Source organism: Arthrobacter sp. StoSoilB19, from assembly GCF_019977275.1.
Lineage (GTDB): Bacteria > Actinomycetota > Actinomycetes > Actinomycetales > Micrococcaceae > Arthrobacter.
Map to the genome: position 1 here is coordinate 4238162 of NZ_AP024650.1, position 14915 is coordinate 4253076.

Sequence of the window (14915 nt, forward strand, 5' to 3'; positions counted from 1 at the left end):
CTACTGCACCCGCACTCTCGGGTCGACAAGCGTGGTGGCGAAGTCCGCCAGGATGGCGCCCAGGGCGAAGATCACGGAGCCGTAGGCCAGGGTGGCCGTGGCGGCGTTGACGTCCTGCAGCGAGATGGCGTCAATGCTCCAGGAGCCAACACCCGGCCAGGCAAAGATCTTTTCGGCAAAGAAGCCGCCGGCGAAGATGGCCGGGATGGTGAACGCGATGCTCTGGGCCACCGGAATGAAGGAGACGCGGAGGGCGTGCCGGGCGATTGCCTGGTTCCGGCTGAGCCCCTTGGCCCGGGCGGTGCGGACAAAGTCGGCGTTCACGTTGTCCAGCAGGTACTGCCGCTGCGCAATCTGGTAGGCGCCCCAGCCCACGAGTGTGATGGCCACCGTAGGCACCACGTAATGCGCGGCCAGGTCCATGGCCTGGGGCCAGCCGGCCGCTACGCCCGGTGTGGAGATGCCGGTGACGAAGAAGATCCGGTCCCCCACGGACTCATTGATGTTGATGGCTCCCAGCTGAACCAGGAAGTACGCGATGGGCGCGGGCACGATGTATGCGAGGTAGCTGTAGGACGTGATGACGCGGTCCTGGAACTTGTACTGCCGTGCGGCCGAATAGACGCCGAGCGCGACGCCGATAACCAGGGTAAGGATGATGGACGCCAGGAAGAGCCGGGTGGAGATCCAGACGCGGTCCCCAAACTCGGCGTTGATGTAGGCGCCGTTGGGGCTCCGGCCCCAGTCCCAGCGGGTGACGATCCCGGTGAGCCAGTCAACGTAGCGCTCCCACGGGCTGAGGTCCGGGTCCAAGCCCTTCAGCCGCATGGAGTTGGCCACCTGCTCCGGGGTGGGCCGGGGGATGCGTTCCTGCTCGAGCAGCGCCGGCTTGAGCGAGCTGACAGCCAGGAAGTATCCGGCGGATGTGGTGAGGAAGATCATCACCACATACGTGAGGCCGCGTTTGGCGAGGTACTTGAGCATGGGGCTATTTCTTTGGCCGCGCCGCCGGATGCTGGACGGAGGAACACTCCAATGTCCGATGTCGTGCCGTGCCGCTGGCCAAGTCAACCATCACTGCTGGATCCTTCCGTCGTCCCCGGACAAGCACGGGTTGTGCCGCCTCACCGGGTTCTGCACCAGCGGGTAGCTGGCCTCCCGCAGCCCCATGGGCAGGTCCTGGTGGACTATGTCGCGGGTCACATTCCAGAGGAAACTATCACAAGCATTCACCGGAAAAGCGCCGCAATCCCCCGAAATCAGGCGGGCCGTATCAGATCGTTATGAATAGTTCTGTGAAGTTGGTTTGACTGGACGCACGGGCGTTCCAGCGCGTAATCTACGCGCCGCCCGCCACGCGTGTGACAAGATCGCGCCAGGAAGTTGCCAGCCGTTCACTGGTGACCCCATGTTCGCGGACAAGGTGCAGGAGCCGCTCGGGGTCCAGGCTGGCATTAAGGGATCCGGCCATCAGCCACGGTTCGGGGGACTCGAAGCCGCCTTCGCGCAGGAGCATCTCCACGTGCCGGTTCCAGAGGGCGGCGGCCGGGACGTCAAACCTGCTGCGGGAGGCGTGTCCGGCAGCGAGGACCAGGTCGCCGCATTCCAGTACGTAAGCGATCCGCTCGGTGCCAAAGGCGATGAGCCGGTCCAGCGGCGCAGCCCCTGGGCCCAGGGGCGGCGGGCCGAACAGGACGCGGGCCTGGAAGGCGGCCTCCGAATCGTTCAGCAATGTCAGCATCAGTCCGGCGCGGCTGCCGAAGCGGCGGAAGACCGTGCCCTTGCCCACCCCGGCGTGCCCGGCCAGGCGGTCCATGGTGAGCGCCGCCGCTCCGCCCTGCGCAATCAGCTCCCGGGCAGCCAGCAGGAGACGTTCCCGGTTCCGGGCAGCGTCGCTGCGTTCCGCGGCCGTTACCGGGGTCATTCCCGGCCGCACTGGGATGGAACTCACACAGACAGTGTAGCCACCGGGAATATAAGCGGACTGCGGTCCGTTTAGTACGGTGAAGGCTCCATGAGCCTCTGTTCACCCGAACGCGGTCCCCGCCGCGACCCTAGCCAGGAGATTCCATGACCAAGAGCACAGTCCTTACCCTTGTCGGCAGCCTCCGCGCCGAGTCCACCAACCAGAAGCTGGCGGAAGCCATCCAGCTCAACGCGCCCGAGCAGGTGGACGTGGTGATCCACGAGAGCCTGGGCAACATCCCCTTTTACAACGAGGACCTGGACGTGGAAGGCCAGGTCCCGGCTGCCGCCGCGGCACTGCGCGCCGCCGCCGAAGAGGCCGACACCCTCCTGCTGGTCACCCCCGAACACAACGGCACCGTTCCCGCCGCCCTGAAAAACGCCATTGACTGGCTGTCCCGCCCCTTCGGTGCCGGCGCCCTGGCGGGCAAGCCGACCGCCGTCGTCGGTACAGCATTTGGCCAGTACGGCGGCGTGTGGGCCCAGGATGAGGCACGCAAGGCCGCCGGCATCGCCGGCGCGCAGATCCTCGACGACGTCAAGCTGGCCGTCCCGGGCTCCATGGTCCGCTTCGCCGAGGTCCACCCGAAGGACGACGCCGAAATCGTGGAGCAGATCAAGGGCATCTTCGACACCCTGGCCGCCGCAGCACCGGCAGCCTAACCTCCCGCGCCACTTGGCAGCTTAGGGAGCCCGGCAGCGCCCGGCATGCAGCTTTGCATGCCGGGCGCTGCCGGCTTAAGGGGCACTTCCCAGCCGTGACCAACTCTTGTCCCAACCGGTACCTTCCGGACATCTGCGCGGGCCAGGGCCGCCGTAGCGTTAATCCACTGGACCTACCGGATGGGATTGCGTGCCGCTGGCAAAGAGACGGAGTTGGGGCGGCGGTGGCAGCGGCAGCCTGGCAGCGGCAGCAGGGTGCCTTGCGCTGCTGGTCAGCGCTTGCAGCGCCCCTCTCCCCCAACCGGAAGGGCCATCCGTGCCTGCCACCGGCGGAAATGCCGGAACCAGCGCAGCGCCGCTGGCCCTCCTTCCGGCGACGATGGAAAGCAGCCCTCCGGGGGCGGAGCAAGGAAGACCGGCCGGAAGGCCGCAAAGTACGCCCCAGGCAGCGGCACCCGCAGGTCCCCGGGCCAGCGCCGCCGCCACGGCCCCGCCGGTAACGGCCTACTTCGTGATGGTGGACGACGGCGGGAGGCACGGTATCCGCTTTGGCTGCAATGACAGCCTGGTCGCCTCCGCCCCACTGGCCGGCGCCGGGGATGGCCGGCTGAAGGCTGCAATCGCTGCGCTCCTTGACGGCGGACAGCAGGCGAATGGACTGTACAACGCGCTGGGCGGCTCCAGGCTGAAGTTCCTGTCCGGCAGCTTTGACGGCACCACGGTCACGGTCTACCTGGCGGGCGCGCTGAAGCCCGGCGGAACCTGCGACCTTCCGCGCATAGACGCCCAGCTCACCCAGACCGCCCTTGAGGCAGTGGGTGCAGTCCGGGCTGATATCTACATCAACGGAAAGACCCTGGCGGACTCCCTGAAACTGAAGTAGCCGGCCGCCGGTAAATCAGTAATAAACATATGTTGCTTTTAGAGCAACAACTGGCTGTATCCTGACTCTGTGACCCACGAGACACTTGACACCGCGGCAGGCACGCTGCCGGCGGAAGCCATTGATGCAATCGAGCGGGCGGCAACGTCGGCACACCGGCACGAGGAACTGTTCTCCGAGCGCGCGGCGAACATCCGGCAGTCGGCGGTGAGGGATGTCTTCGACATCTCCATGCGGCCCGGCTTGGTGTCGCTGGCGGGGGGAAGCCCGTACCTGCAGTCGCTCCCCCTGGACCGGCTCGCAGCCACGGCGGCGAAAATCATCGCGGAGGACGGCCTTACCGCCCTCCAGTACGGGGCCGGGCAGGGCACAGCGGAACTCCGGGCACAGATCTGCGATGTCATGGCTGCAGAAGGAATCCTGGATGCCCGTCCGCAGAACGTGGTGATCACCGCAGGTTCCCAGTCCGCCCAGGACGTTGCCACCAAGCTGTTCTGCAATCCGGGCGACGTGGTGCTGGTGGAGGACCCCACCTACGTGGGCGCACTGAACACGTTCGAGGCATACCAGGTCCAGGTGGAAACCGTGGAGATGGACCAGTACGGCCTGGTTCCGGAACTGCTGGAGGCGCGGATCGCCGCCCTGCAGCTGGCGGGCAGGAGCATCAAGTTCCTCTACACCATCCCCAACTTCAACAATCCATCCGGCATCACCCTGGCCAGGGAACGCCGGCAGCAGGTGGTCGATATATGCCGCAGGGCGAATATCCTTGTCCTCGAGGACAACCCTTATGGCCTGCTCCGCTTCGAGGGGGAGCCCTTGGCTCCCTTACGGGCCGCAAGCCCAGACGACGTCATCTATTTGGGATCATTCTCCAAGATCTTCGCGCCCGGCCTGCGCATTGGCTGGGCCCTCGTGCCGGAGCACCTGCAGCGCCGCTACTACCTGGCCGCCGAAGCCGTGACGCTCTGCCCGCCCGCCCTGAACCAGATGCTGGTCTCGGCCTACCTGCGTGACTACGACTGGAAGGGACAGATCGAGACCTACCGCCGGCTGTACGCCGAGCGCTGCCGCGCCATGCTGGCCGCCCTCAGGGAATACATGCCCGCGGGAACCACCTGGACCAACCCGCAGGGCGGCTTCTTCGTCTGGGTGACGCTGCCGGAGGGTGTTGATACCTACCCACTGCTGCACAAGGCGATCGATGCCGGCGTCGTGTTTATCCCCGGCGCCGCCTTCACGCCGTCGGACGAACCGTCCAACAAGCTCAGGCTCGCCTTCAGCGCCGTACCACCCGATGCCATCGCCGAGGGAGTGCGCCGGTTGGCGCCGGTGCTGCAGGAAGCCATCGCCGCGCTGTAGCGTAAGCCACACGAGTGCCGAAACCTAGCAAAGGAGCATGCATATGGCTGGAATCATCGTTGTAGGGGTTGACGGCAGCGAGACGGCGAAGAAGGCGGCGCAGTCAGCCAGGGACCTGGCTGCGGCCCTGGGCGCTTCCCTGCACGTCGTGTCCGCCTTCGACAGCGACCGGACCGAGGTGTTCGGCAGCGGCAGCGACCGCTGGATCGTCTCCGACGCGGACGCCGCGGAGCAGGTGGCCCGGACGGTGGCGGAATCGCTGGGCCGCGACATCACGGTGACGTATTCGGCAGCGCGCGGGCGCCCGGCCGACGCCCTCATCAAGGAAGCCATCCGCATGGACGCCAGGATCATCGTGGTGGGCAACCGGCGCATGCACGGCATCGGGCGCGTCCTTGGCAGCGTGGCCAACAGCGTTGCCCACAACGCACCCTGCGACGTGTACATCGCCAACACCTACGACGCCGACTGAACCGTCAGGACCGGCCGCCGGCGTAACGCCGGACACTCCCCGTGGTGGTGCATGTCGCTGCGGGGGGTGTCCGTTCTCACCGGCTGAAACCGGTTTCGCTGCGTTCTCCAACGATAAAATTGGAAAAGGCCCCAAAGGCGTGGACATTGACAAATCCACCCCCATCGAAGGGCTCCCCCTTGATCACCTTGCAGCGCCGGCAGCTCGTTGGCCACGACATCCTCCTGGCCCGCCACGGAAACCACATCTCCTCCATGCGCGTGGACCGGAGCAACGGCAGGGTAGTTGCGCTGCTTGACGACGGCAGCCTGGACAGCGCCCCCAACCTGATCGCGCCGGGACTCGAGCTTCCCCAGACCGTGCGGAGCGTCCTGCGCGAGGACTGGAAGCTGCTGGGCGCCTGGGCCGGGATGGCGGCCCTGATGGGCGGCCTGATGACCGCAGCCGCTGTGGTTCTGGGAACCACAGCTGATCCTGCCCTGCTTGAGGCCCTCACGGCCTACTCCGCGTACTAGGCGTTCAGCCCACCAGCCAGCCCTGGAGCAGCCACCAGATCCCGGCCATCACCACTCCGCCAAAGAGCGAACCTGCCACCACCTGCCCCGGGGTATGCGCCCGCAGGACAACGCGTGACCAGCCCACCGCCGGAACCAGGAGCAGCAGCGGGGCCCAGGCCGCGCCAAGCATCAGCACCAATACGACGGCGGCACAGGACACTGCAGCGGCATGGCCGCTCATTTTCCAGAACGGGCTGACGACTGCCAGCACGGCCACGCCGCCCACCACCGCCAGGACCATGGCGGTCACGCTCTGCGGGGCGTTCACGGTGTCCAGCACCAGCAGCCCCACGGCAATGCAGGCCAGCGCCATCAGCAGCACCGGGGCGCGCTGCCTCCGGTCGCTCACATGATGGTCCGTCACCTTCCCCAGCCTGACCAGCACCAGCAGCACCACAAGCGGAAGCACGCACACAAAGAGGGCCGCCAGCGCCCCGTAACCCATGGTCCCGGGGAATCCTGCCTCCGTCAGGGGGCTGATCAACAGCTGGATGCTCACCACCACCGGCGGCTGGAAGACCTCAGTCAGCCACCTGGCGGTGTGGTTCCTGGCCCGGATTGAGCCGCTGCTTACCGTCACGTCCTGGTCCGGGCCCTAGTCCAGCAGAAGCGCGGGCTCTTCCAGGATGGCTGCGACGTCGGCCATGAAGCGTGCGGACAGGTCACCATCCACCACGCGGTGGTCGAAGGATCCTCCCAAGGTGGTGATCCAGCGGGGAATCACCTCACCGTCCAGGACCCAGGGCTTTTGCTTGATGGTTCCGAAAGCAACGATGGCCACCTCGCCCGGGTTGATGATGGGCGTGCCGGTGTCGATGCCCAGGGCACCGATGTTGGTGACGGTGAGCGTGCCGCCCTGCATCTCGGCCGGCTGGGTCTTCCCGGCCCTGGCGGTGGTGGCCAGGTTGTTCAGCGCCAGCGCCAGCTCCTTCAGGGACAGGTCCTGGGCATTCTTGATGTTCGGGACCATCAGGCCGCGCGGGGTTGCGGCGGCAATCCCCAGGTTCATGAAGTGCTTGACATGGATTTCAGCGGTGTCGGAGTCTTCGTTGTCCACCCACGACGCGTTCACGCTGGGGTTCCGGGCCGCGGCCCAGATGACGGCTTTGGCCAGGATGAGCAGCGGCGAGACCTTGATGCCCTCGAAGTCCCGGGAGGCCTTGAGCCGCTTGACGAATTCCATGGTGCGGCTGGCATCCACGTCCACGAAGATGCTGACGTGCGGCGCTGCGAAGGCGGATTCCACCATCGCCTTTGCGGTGGCCTTGCGGACGCCCTTGACCGGAATCCGCTCCACGCGCTGGTCCTGCGGCTTTCCGGCCTTGCCCCAGAAGCCGTCCGCCTTGTCCAGCTCGGCATCGCGCTGAGACTGGTAGCTGACCAGGTCCTCGCGCGTTACTTCACCCCGTGAACCGGTGGCAACAACATCTGCCAGGTCGATGCCCAGGTCACGGGCAATTTTCCGGACGGGCGGCTTGGCCAGGACCCGGTTGACCAGGCCCGTGATGGTGCCGCCAAGGGTAGGACGGTTGTCGACGGCGGCGGGTTCGGTGGCGGACACTGCAGCCGGCGTGCCCGGCTGGACAGGTTCAACCTGCGGGGCATTGACCGTTACGGCAGCGGCCGGCGCCGTTTTCCGCGGGCGCCGCTTGACCGCGTCGGCCTTGGGGCCGGACCCCACCAGCGGGCCGGCGGCCGGGGCACTTCCGCCAGCGCCGCCGTCGGCCGTTGTGTCCACTGCCGCATCCTGCGGGAGCTTGCCGTAGAGCGGCTGCACTGGTGCTTCCGGTGCACGGACGTCAGCGGGTGTGGGATCGCCGGACACGTGGTCGCTGACGCTGATGATGGCCGTGCCGACGTCCACGGTCACCCCTTCCCCCACCAGCAGTTCGGTGACCGTCCCGGCGAACGGGGACGGCAGTTCCACGATGGACTTGGCGGTTTCGATCTCGCAGAGGACGTCATTGATGGCGACGGCGTCGCCCGGCTTGACCTTCCAGGAGACGATTTCCGCTTCGGTGAGGCCCTCGCCGACATCGGGCAGGTTGAACTTGTTCAGGGTCATGGTGTCCTCAGTAGGAGAGGGCGCGGTCCAGCGCCTCCAGGATGCGGTCGATGTCCGGAAGGTAGTCTTCCTCCACCTTGGCAACGGGATAGGGCATGTGGAATCCGCCAACGCGGATCACCGGGGCCTCGAGCGAATGGAAGGCACGTTCACTGATGCGGGCGGCGATTTCGCCGCCGATTCCACCGAAGGTGGGCGCCTCGTGCGCCACGATCAGCCGTCCGGTCTTCTGGACGGAGGCGGTGACGGTGTCGAAATCGATCGGCGAGATGGACCGGAGGTCGATGACCTCAACGCTCCTGCCGTCCTCCGCCGCGGCGTTGGCGGCCGCAAGCGCCACGGGAACCAGCGGGCCGTAGGCAACAATGGTGGCATCAGTACCCTCACGCAGCACGTGGGCCTTGAAGGGGTCCTCCGAGGGACCCGGAGCGTCAACGTCGACGTCGCCCTTGAGCCAGTAGCGCCGCTTGGGTTCGAAGATGATCACCGGGTCCTGGCATTCCACGGCCTGCTGGATCATCCAGTAGGCGTCGTGCGGGTTGGAAGGGGTGATGATGCGCAGGCCTGCCGTGTGCGCGAACAGCGCCTCGGGGGACTCGGAGTGGTGCTCCACGGAGCCGATGCCGCCGCCGTACGGGATGCGGATGACGACGGGAACCGTAAGGTTGCCGTGGCTGCGGGCGTGCATCTTGGCCAGCTGGGTGGTGATCTGGTTGAAGCCGGGGAAGACGAAGCCGTCGAACTGGATCTCGCAGACGGGGCTGTAGCCGCGCAGGGCCAGGCCGATGGCGGTGCCGATGATGCCGGATTCGGCCAGCGGGGTGTCCACCACGCGGTCCGGGCCGAACTCGCCGATCAGCCCGTCGGTCACCCGGTACACACCACCCAGGGGACCAATGTCCTCGCCCATCAGCAGCGACTTGGGGTTTGCCGCCAGGGTGGCCCGGAGGCCCTCGTTGATGGCCTTGGCAATGGTCATGGTGGTCATCAGTGGCCTGCCTTTGCTTCCTGCGCGGCGGCTTCTTCCTCGCCGGCGAATCCTGCGCTGTACTCCTCGAACCATGCCAGTTCCTCGGCCACCAGCGGATGCGCCTGGGCATAGACGTTGGCGAAGGCCTGCCGGATGTCCGGGTTTTCAAGATCATGGGCGGTGCGCCGGACATACGCGGCCAGCTCGTCGCCGTCGGCCTTGACCTTGGCGAAGAAGTCGTCGTCCGCCAGGCCTTCGGCACGCAGGTACTTCTCGAGCCGTGTCAGCGGATCCTTGGCCCGCCAGGCGTCTTCTTCCGTCGACGGGCGGTACTTCGTGGGGTCGTCGGCGGTGGTGTGCGCGCCCACCCGGTAGGTGAAGGCCTCGATCAGGACAGGTCCGTTGCCCTGGCGGGCATGCTCCAGGGCCCATTCGGTGACTGCATGCACGGCGATCACGTCGTTGCCGTCCACCCGGATCCCCGGGAAACCATAGCCCTTGGCGCGGTTGGACAGCGGAACCCGGGTCTGGACGTTGGTGGGTACGGAGATGGCCCAGTGGTTGTTCTGGCAGAAGAACACCACCGGCGCCTTGTAGGAGGAGGCGAACACCATGGACTCGTGCACGTCACCTTCCGAGCTGGCGCCGTCACCGAAGTAGGCGATGACGGCGGCGTTCGGCTGCTCGTTGGCCGCATCCGTGGCGGCGGCGAGCTTCTGGTCGCGCTGGATCCCCATCGCGTAGCCCACGGCGTGGAGGGTCTGGGCAGCCAGGACCAGGGTGTACAGGTGGAAGTTGGTGTCCTTGGGGTTCCAGCCGCCGTTGGAAACTCCGCGGAACTGGCGCAGGAGTTCGGCCAGGTCCACGTTGCGGGTCAGCGCGACGCCGTGCTCCCGGTACGTGGGGAAAATGTAGTCCTGCGGCTGGCTGGCACGGCCCGAGCCAATCTGCGCTGCCTCCTGGCCGGTCAACGGTACCCACAGTGCCAGTTGGCCCTGGCGCTGGAGGGCGGTGGCTTCAATATCGAACCGGCGGATAGCGGCCATGTCCCCATACAGCCCACGCAGGTCCTCCGGGGTCAGTTTGTCCGCGTAGCCGCTGAAGACCGGATCGCTGCCGAGCTTCCCGTCGGGGCCGAGCAGCTGCACCATCTGGGCCGCGGGCTCGCCCATGACGGCTTCAGCATCGGCTTCCCGCTGATCGTCTACCGCTGTTCCGTCGAACTCGGTGGAAGGCAGATGAGTGCCCATACCGTCTCCTTGCTTGCCGCATCCGGATGCAATGCAAATGTCGCTGGGATATATGCCTCAAAAGGAATACATTCCCTTTGCGGCATATACATTGGCTTACTGATCCTAACTTTATCTTCGGTAAGTAGCGGGAGGGCTACTTGTTAAGTGCTAGGAAGTTGCCGGTGCCTTTGTATAGTCGGCACACAACTGGAGGAACCGGGTGTTGGCCTCGGGTTCCCCGATACTGACCCGGACGCCCTCCCCGGGGAAGGCCCGCACGGAAAGGGCACGCGTCCCCGCCAGCTCCGCAAAGGCTGAACTTTCAGGACCGAGTGCCAGCCATACGAAGTTGCCCTGGGCATCCGGGACGGCCCATCCGAGCTCCTTCAGGCCGGCGGTTACCCGCGCCCGCTCGTCCACGAGCTTTTGTACCCTTTCCACAACCTGGGCGTAATTCCCAAGGGAAACAATTGCTGCGTCCTCGGCAATTTGGGACACGGCGAACGGGGTGGCGGCAACGCGGAGGTACTGCGTCAGTTCCGGTTGGGAGACGCTGTAGCCCACCCGAAGGCCGGCCAGTCCGTGGGCTTTGGAGAAGGTCCGCAAAACCACCACGTTGGGGTATTTGCGGTAGAGGTCGATCCCCTCAACGGCGTCCTGGGCCCTGACGAACTCCTGGTAGGCCTCGTCGATGACCACCACCACGTCCGCCGGCACGGAACGGATAAAGGCTTCGGTTTCAGCAGCGCCGAGTGCCGGGCCCGTGGGATTGTTGGGCGTGCAGAGAAGGATGACTTTGGTGCGGGCCGTTACTGCAGCCGCCATCGCTTCCAGGTCATGCCGTCCGTCCGCGGTCACGGGGATGCGCACGCTTTCCGCACCTGCCAGGCCCACGCTGATGGGGTACGCCTCAAAGGAACGCCACGCATAGATGACCTCGTCCGCCTTGCCGTCCTCGTTCTGGCCCGCAAAGGCAGCCAGAATCTGGTTCAGTGCGCCCAAACTCCCGGCGCCGGTGACGATGTCCTCGGCGGGCACGCCAAGGAATTCCGCCAGCGCCGCGCGGAGCCTGCTGCTCAGCGGATCCGGGTACCGGTTGAAGTCCCGCTGCCGGGCGATCGCCTCGAGGACGGCCGGAATCGGGGGCAGCGGGTTCTCGTTGGACGACAGCTTGTAGCTGGCCAGCCCGCTGACGGCGGCCGGTGGCTTTCCTGCAGCGTAGCGGGGCAGCCGCTCCAGCACCGGGCGGGGTGCAATGCCGCCTGCCCTGGTCTCAGATGAGGTCATGGCTTCTAGCCTACTTCCAAGCCCCCACGGGAATCGGGGGACCATGCACCGAAATTCAGGGCACGCTGCCGGCCGCACATCAGCACCTTGTGGAAGCATGGTGCCATGGGTTCATTCATCCTCCGGGTCATCGTCAATGCCGCAGCTCTTTGGGTGGCCAGCTGGATCCTGCCGGGCATGGACATCTCCAGCACGGCGGCATCGGATGCCGTGGCCCGCAGCGGTATTTCACAGGACACCGATGCCATCGGGATCGTCCTGGCCTACCTCTTCATCGGCCTCATCTTCGGGGTGGTGAACGCCTTCGTGCGGCCGCTGGTCAGACTCCTGGCGCTTCCCATCACCATCCTGACCCTGGGCCTGTTCGCGATCGTCATCAACGCCGCCATGCTGTACCTGACAGCCTGGATCAGCGGCTACACACCGGTGCACCTCACTATCGATTCCTTCTTCTGGACCGCCGTCCTGGCGGCGATCATCATCTCCCTGGTCTCACTGGTGGCAGGTTTGCTCCCGGGCGGCAGGCGCTGACCCCGGGTCCGGGATCCAGCCTCTAAGTAGGAAGGCGGGCGGAAACAGGTACCCGGCAGGTGCCGTTTCGCCACCCAGCTCCCAAAACAGCAGTACCCGCCACCCATGACCCCTGCCGGACGGGCCGCTTAGGCTGCGAACCGGGGCCTCCAGAGGCCCTGTTGCTGTCAGTTCCGGACCACGGGGGGCCCACGCATGAAGCCCATGAGATTCCTGCTTGCCGCCTGCCTGCTTTTGGCGTGGCAGGCAGGCCCGGCACAAGCAGACGCCGAAACAGGGCCGGCACCGCGGAGCATGACCGCGCTTGGCAACGACATCTCCTGGCCCCAGTGCGGCGCAGACCTCCCCGCACCCCCGGCATTCGCAATCGTGGGCGTCAACGGGGGACGGCCGGACACCGTCAACCCATGCCTGGCTGCCCAACTGGCGTGGGCGGACCAGACGTCGGATGCCGCCGGGGGAACTCCGGCGGCGGTGTACGTGAACACCGCCGCAACAGGACCGGTGGAGTCGGTGTGGTGGCCTGCGAGCAACAACTACCGTGGCATGGACGTCAGCAACCCCTACGGAGTGTGTGACGGCACGGGGGCACCTGCCTGCGCCTACGTGCACGGGTACGCCATGGCCGCCAATGACGTTGCCATCCTGAAGGATTCGGGCGCCGGGGAGCTGCGGCGCATGTGGTGGCTGGATGTTGAAACCGGAAACAGCTGGCTGTGGGACAAGACCGCCAATGCTGCGGAGCTGGAGGGCATGACCGCGTTCCTGGAGGGCACTGGCTTGGACGTGGGGATCTATTCCACCGGTTATCAATTCGGTGAAATTGTGGGGGAAGTGGGCCCCGGCAGCAACCTCTACCGGCTGAGGAACTGGCTGGCGGGTGCGGAATCCACGGACTCTGCCCGCGAATACTGCTCGGCTTCCCCCCTGGCGCCGGGCGGGACCGTCACGCTGACCCAGTTCACCGAAGGCGACCTGGACTACAACTACCGGTGCACAGCCGCCGTGCCGGCGCCGGCCCCGAAGCCCGCCCCGCAGCCGGACCCGCAGGGAAAGACGCGCACCAAGAGGTTCGCGGAAATGCACGCCGCCCAGATCTCCTGAGGCCCTGCCCTGCTTTGGCTGGATGCAAGTTTTACCTGGCACCCGGCTGCGGCCGCCCCGAAAAGGGGTCCCTGCGTTCCCTGGGAAGAGGAGGCGGTGGCGGCTTGGACAGGGAAAACCTGGTGGCAGTGGCAGCACCGCCGGCACCCAGGACCCCGCCCAGCACCGCCGTGGACTGGGCCAGGGACGGGTCCTTGCTGGCGCCCACCAGGCGGGCTGCCTCCTCATAGCCGGTGAGGCGGTGGCCCGGCCCCAGTCCGGCGTCTTCTCCCCCGCGCACGTAGAGGTCGTTGTTCACGGTCACCGTGACCTGGTTCCTGGCATCCCGGTTGTCCAGGCCATCGCTGCCGGGCACCCAGTCCGTGCGGTGTTCCAGGTGAAGAGTGCTGACATCGGGGGGAGGCGTTATGCGCGAAATGGGCGATCCCGCAGTCAGGACGTATTTCATGTCGTACTCCTTGAGGAACTCCTTGTCCGCCGCCAGGTTCATGGCATGGATTCCGCCCTGGCTGTACCCCACCGCAACGACGTCCGCTCCCGGCTCGGCGCCGGCCTCCCGGAGTGCCTGCAGGACTGCGGCATTCACCTGCCGGGAATTGCTGCCCAGGCCGTCGACGATTCCGGCAAGATCGAACGGGTTGGTGCCTTCGTCTTCGTCATGGACCTGGGTTCCCGGAACCACCACCACGTAGGCCTTTCCGCCTCCGTTGTCCACCTCGATGACTTCGATGTAGCCACTGCCGCGCTCCTCCACCAGCCTGACCCGTTCAAGCAGCCCGGCGGGGGTGGCGTCGAGGTCGATGGGCACGCGCTCTTCCTGCCTGGCCGTCACCGGGCCCGGACGCAGCGCGGGGTTGACGCCTTCGACCAGAGACTTGATCAAGGGAAGGGTGGTGACGGCATTGGCCACCAGCATCTCCATGGCATCCCCATTGAGGAATCCCGTCCGCCAGAAGTCCACATGCTTCCGGAGCTCAACGTCCGGATTCGACAGGCCCAGCATCCACTGCGTGTGGGCAATGGATTCGGCCATCTGGTAATCCCACCTGCAGCTCCGTACCTGGCCGCTGATCCGCTGGAGCTCCAGCCGGACCCTGAGGACCGCCTCCCTTGACTCCCCCACGGCAATAAGCGCTGCAGTCCCCGTGGTTCGCGGCTGGTTCTGGTACTCACCAAGCTCCCGCCAGACCGTGAAAAGCTCCGCCTCGATGGCGGCGAGACGGCCAGCGAGTCCATCGAGCTTCGCGGCCCCCGCATCCAGTTCCTCCAGCTGGACGGTGATTCCACCCACGCCACCGGAAATGGTCAGGATGCCGTCCGGGGGCGGTGGTGAAACGTGGATGGGACCTCCTGAACCGGAGGGCGTCACATCGGCCATCAGAACCGGCTGCCCGGCGAGCACTCGGCCGTCAATGCTGCGCTGGCGTGCGCGGCCACCGCGGCAGACGCCTCCCGCACCCGGTCAAGCGCCCTGCGGACCGCCACCGCCTGCAGGCTGACCGAATCGCGGTATGCCTGCCCGGCAGGTGATTCCCAGTTCGCCAACTGGATGTCGTGGAATCCTGCGAGCACCTCTTCCGCCGTGTGACAGCACTGCGCCACCCTTCGCCCCAGTTCCTGGACTTCAAGGCTGACGCCCAGCCCGTTGCCCCATATCCCGTCCGTCAGATCGTTCCCCATGCCAGCTTCCCGTCACGGCCTTCCCGGCCAGATGTTTCGCCATCTCCCTGCTGTGTCCAACGCTAGGCAGGCAGCCCCCGCGGGGTAAGCACCGCCGTCGGCTATGTGGACAAGTAACGTGGCTGCCCGGCTTAAGGCGGTGCC

Annotated in this window: 17 protein-coding genes; 7 read left to right on the top strand and 10 right to left on the bottom strand. The window is 66.2% G+C overall.

Annotated features, from left to right (window positions below):
• The 3 genes from LDO86_RS19530 to LDO86_RS19535 form a co-directional block, all read right to left on the bottom strand.
• Nucleotides 1–984: an ABC transporter permease gene (locus LDO86_RS19530; protein ID WP_018769747.1), complete on the bottom strand. Its 984-nt coding sequence runs from the start codon at nucleotides 982–984 to the stop codon at nucleotides 1–3.
• A 90-nt stretch (nucleotides 985–1074) separates the two neighbouring features.
• On the bottom strand, nucleotides 1075–1203 hold the full coding sequence (locus tag LDO86_RS20235) for a hypothetical protein (RefSeq protein WP_018769748.1): 129 nt from the start codon (nucleotides 1201–1203) through the stop codon (nucleotides 1075–1077).
• Nucleotides 1204–1339: 136 nt separating this feature from the next.
• Nucleotides 1340–1951, bottom strand: coding sequence for a TetR/AcrR family transcriptional regulator (locus tag LDO86_RS19535; RefSeq protein ID WP_026265841.1), 612 nt, complete (start codon nucleotides 1949–1951; stop codon nucleotides 1340–1342).
• 119 nt (nucleotides 1952–2070) lie between these two features.
• On the opposite strand from LDO86_RS19535, the gene LDO86_RS19540 reads away from it, so the two are divergent.
• The 5 genes from LDO86_RS19540 (at nucleotide 2071) to LDO86_RS19560 (ending at nucleotide 5860) form a co-directional block, all read left to right on the top strand.
• Complete coding sequence (locus LDO86_RS19540; protein ID WP_018769750.1) at nucleotides 2071–2628, top strand: NADPH-dependent FMN reductase; 558 nt, start codon at nucleotides 2071–2073, stop codon at nucleotides 2626–2628.
• A 316-nt stretch (nucleotides 2629–2944) separates the two neighbouring features.
• The gene (locus tag LDO86_RS19545; protein WP_018769751.1) at nucleotides 2945–3511 is read left to right on the top strand and encodes a GerMN domain-containing protein; all 567 of its coding nucleotides are present in this window, start codon (nucleotides 2945–2947) and stop codon (nucleotides 3509–3511) included.
• A 69-nt stretch (nucleotides 3512–3580) separates the two neighbouring features.
• A complete protein-coding gene (locus LDO86_RS19550; RefSeq protein WP_018769752.1) occupies nucleotides 3581–4873 on the top strand; it encodes a PLP-dependent aminotransferase family protein in 1293 nt (430 codons plus the stop codon).
• 43 nt (nucleotides 4874–4916) lie between these two features.
• The gene (locus tag LDO86_RS19555; protein ID WP_018769753.1) at nucleotides 4917–5345 is read left to right on the top strand and encodes a universal stress protein; all 429 of its coding nucleotides are present in this window, start codon (nucleotides 4917–4919) and stop codon (nucleotides 5343–5345) included.
• A gap of 179 nt (nucleotides 5346–5524) precedes the next feature.
• Nucleotides 5525–5860, top strand: a complete 336-nt coding sequence (locus LDO86_RS19560) for a hypothetical protein (protein ID WP_018769754.1) — start codon at nucleotides 5525–5527, stop codon at nucleotides 5858–5860.
• A 4-nt stretch (nucleotides 5861–5864) separates the two neighbouring features.
• On the opposite strand, the gene LDO86_RS19565 is transcribed toward LDO86_RS19560, so the two are convergent.
• The 5 genes from LDO86_RS19565 to LDO86_RS19585 all read right to left on the bottom strand — a co-directional run bounded on the left by LDO86_RS19565 (nucleotide 5865) and on the right by LDO86_RS19585 (nucleotide 11456).
• Nucleotides 5865–6482: a phosphatase PAP2 family protein gene (locus tag LDO86_RS19565; protein ID WP_026265843.1), complete on the bottom strand. Its 618-nt coding sequence runs from the start codon at nucleotides 6480–6482 to the stop codon at nucleotides 5865–5867.
• Nucleotides 6483–6497: 15 nt separating this feature from the next.
• Nucleotides 6498–7967 carry a dihydrolipoamide acetyltransferase family protein gene (locus tag LDO86_RS19570; RefSeq protein WP_018769757.1) on the bottom strand — a complete coding sequence of 490 codons (1470 nt, stop codon included), beginning with the start codon at nucleotides 7965–7967 and terminating at the stop codon, nucleotides 6498–6500.
• Between the two features lie 7 nt (nucleotides 7968–7974).
• On the bottom strand, nucleotides 7975–8955 hold the full coding sequence (locus tag LDO86_RS19575) for an alpha-ketoacid dehydrogenase subunit beta (RefSeq protein ID WP_018769758.1): 981 nt from the start codon (nucleotides 8953–8955) through the stop codon (nucleotides 7975–7977).
• Nucleotides 8955–10187, bottom strand: a complete 1233-nt coding sequence (gene pdhA / locus LDO86_RS19580; protein WP_018769759.1) for a pyruvate dehydrogenase (acetyl-transferring) E1 component subunit alpha — start codon at nucleotides 10185–10187, stop codon at nucleotides 8955–8957. The genes LDO86_RS19575 and pdhA overlap by 1 nt, the downstream gene beginning before the upstream one ends.
• Nucleotides 10188–10337: 150 nt before the next feature.
• Nucleotides 10338–11456: a histidinol-phosphate transaminase gene (locus tag LDO86_RS19585; RefSeq protein WP_018769760.1), complete on the bottom strand. Its 1119-nt coding sequence runs from the start codon at nucleotides 11454–11456 to the stop codon at nucleotides 10338–10340.
• A 105-nt stretch (nucleotides 11457–11561) separates the two neighbouring features.
• Here LDO86_RS19585 and LDO86_RS19590 point away from each other — a divergent pair, with 105 nt between their 5' ends.
• On the top strand, nucleotides 11562–11987 hold the full coding sequence (locus LDO86_RS19590) for a phage holin family protein (RefSeq protein WP_018769761.1): 426 nt from the start codon (nucleotides 11562–11564) through the stop codon (nucleotides 11985–11987).
• A gap of 195 nt (nucleotides 11988–12182) precedes the next feature.
• Nucleotides 12183–13091 carry a hypothetical protein gene (locus LDO86_RS19595; protein ID WP_026265844.1) on the top strand — a complete coding sequence of 303 codons (909 nt, stop codon included), beginning with the start codon at nucleotides 12183–12185 and terminating at the stop codon, nucleotides 13089–13091.
• A 31-nt stretch (nucleotides 13092–13122) separates the two neighbouring features.
• Here the strand turns inward: LDO86_RS19595 and LDO86_RS19600 are convergent, their stop codons facing one another.
• Both LDO86_RS19600 and LDO86_RS19605 read right to left on the bottom strand, forming a co-directional pair.
• Nucleotides 13123–14469 (bottom strand): hypothetical protein, encoded by a 1347-nt coding sequence (locus LDO86_RS19600; protein ID WP_223993108.1) that lies wholly within the window; start codon nucleotides 14467–14469, stop codon nucleotides 13123–13125.
• Nucleotides 14469–14771: a hypothetical protein gene (locus LDO86_RS19605; RefSeq protein WP_056392466.1), complete on the bottom strand. Its 303-nt coding sequence runs from the start codon at nucleotides 14769–14771 to the stop codon at nucleotides 14469–14471. Before LDO86_RS19605 ends, LDO86_RS19600 begins: the two co-directional genes overlap by 1 nt.
• Between the last annotated feature and the right edge of the window lie 144 nt (nucleotides 14772–14915).

What these genes read in the sequence shown, in the direction of transcription:
- LDO86_RS19570 (WP_018769757.1), bottom strand. Translation starts at nt 7,967, where the DNA reads ATGACCCTGAACAAGTTCAACCTGCCCGATGTCGGCGAGGGCCTCACC.
- LDO86_RS19575 (WP_018769758.1), bottom strand. Translation starts at nt 8,955, where the DNA reads ATGACCACCATGACCATTGCCAAGGCCATCAACGAGGGCCTCCGGGCC.
- LDO86_RS19590 (WP_018769761.1), top strand. Translation starts at nt 11,562, where the DNA reads ATGGGTTCATTCATCCTCCGGGTCATCGTCAATGCCGCAGCTCTTTGG.
- LDO86_RS19605 (WP_056392466.1), bottom strand. Translation starts at nt 14,771, where the DNA reads ATGGGGAACGATCTGACGGACGGGATATGGGGCAACGGGCTGGGCGTC.
- LDO86_RS19585 (WP_018769760.1), bottom strand. Translation starts at nt 11,456, where the DNA reads ATGACCTCATCTGAGACCAGGGCAGGCGGCATTGCACCCCGCCCGGTG.
- LDO86_RS19530 (WP_018769747.1), bottom strand. Translation starts at nt 984, where the DNA reads ATGCTCAAGTACCTCGCCAAACGCGGCCTCACGTATGTGGTGATGATC.
- pdhA (WP_018769759.1), bottom strand. Translation starts at nt 10,187, where the DNA reads ATGGGCACTCATCTGCCTTCCACCGAGTTCGACGGAACAGCGGTAGAC.
- LDO86_RS19540 (WP_018769750.1), top strand. Translation starts at nt 2,071, where the DNA reads ATGACCAAGAGCACAGTCCTTACCCTTGTCGGCAGCCTCCGCGCCGAG.
- LDO86_RS19595 (WP_026265844.1), top strand. Translation starts at nt 12,183, where the DNA reads ATGAAGCCCATGAGATTCCTGCTTGCCGCCTGCCTGCTTTTGGCGTGG.
- LDO86_RS19600 (WP_223993108.1), bottom strand. Translation starts at nt 14,469, where the DNA reads ATGGCCGATGTGACGCCCTCCGGTTCAGGAGGTCCCATCCACGTTTCA.
- LDO86_RS19555 (WP_018769753.1), top strand. Translation starts at nt 4,917, where the DNA reads ATGGCTGGAATCATCGTTGTAGGGGTTGACGGCAGCGAGACGGCGAAG.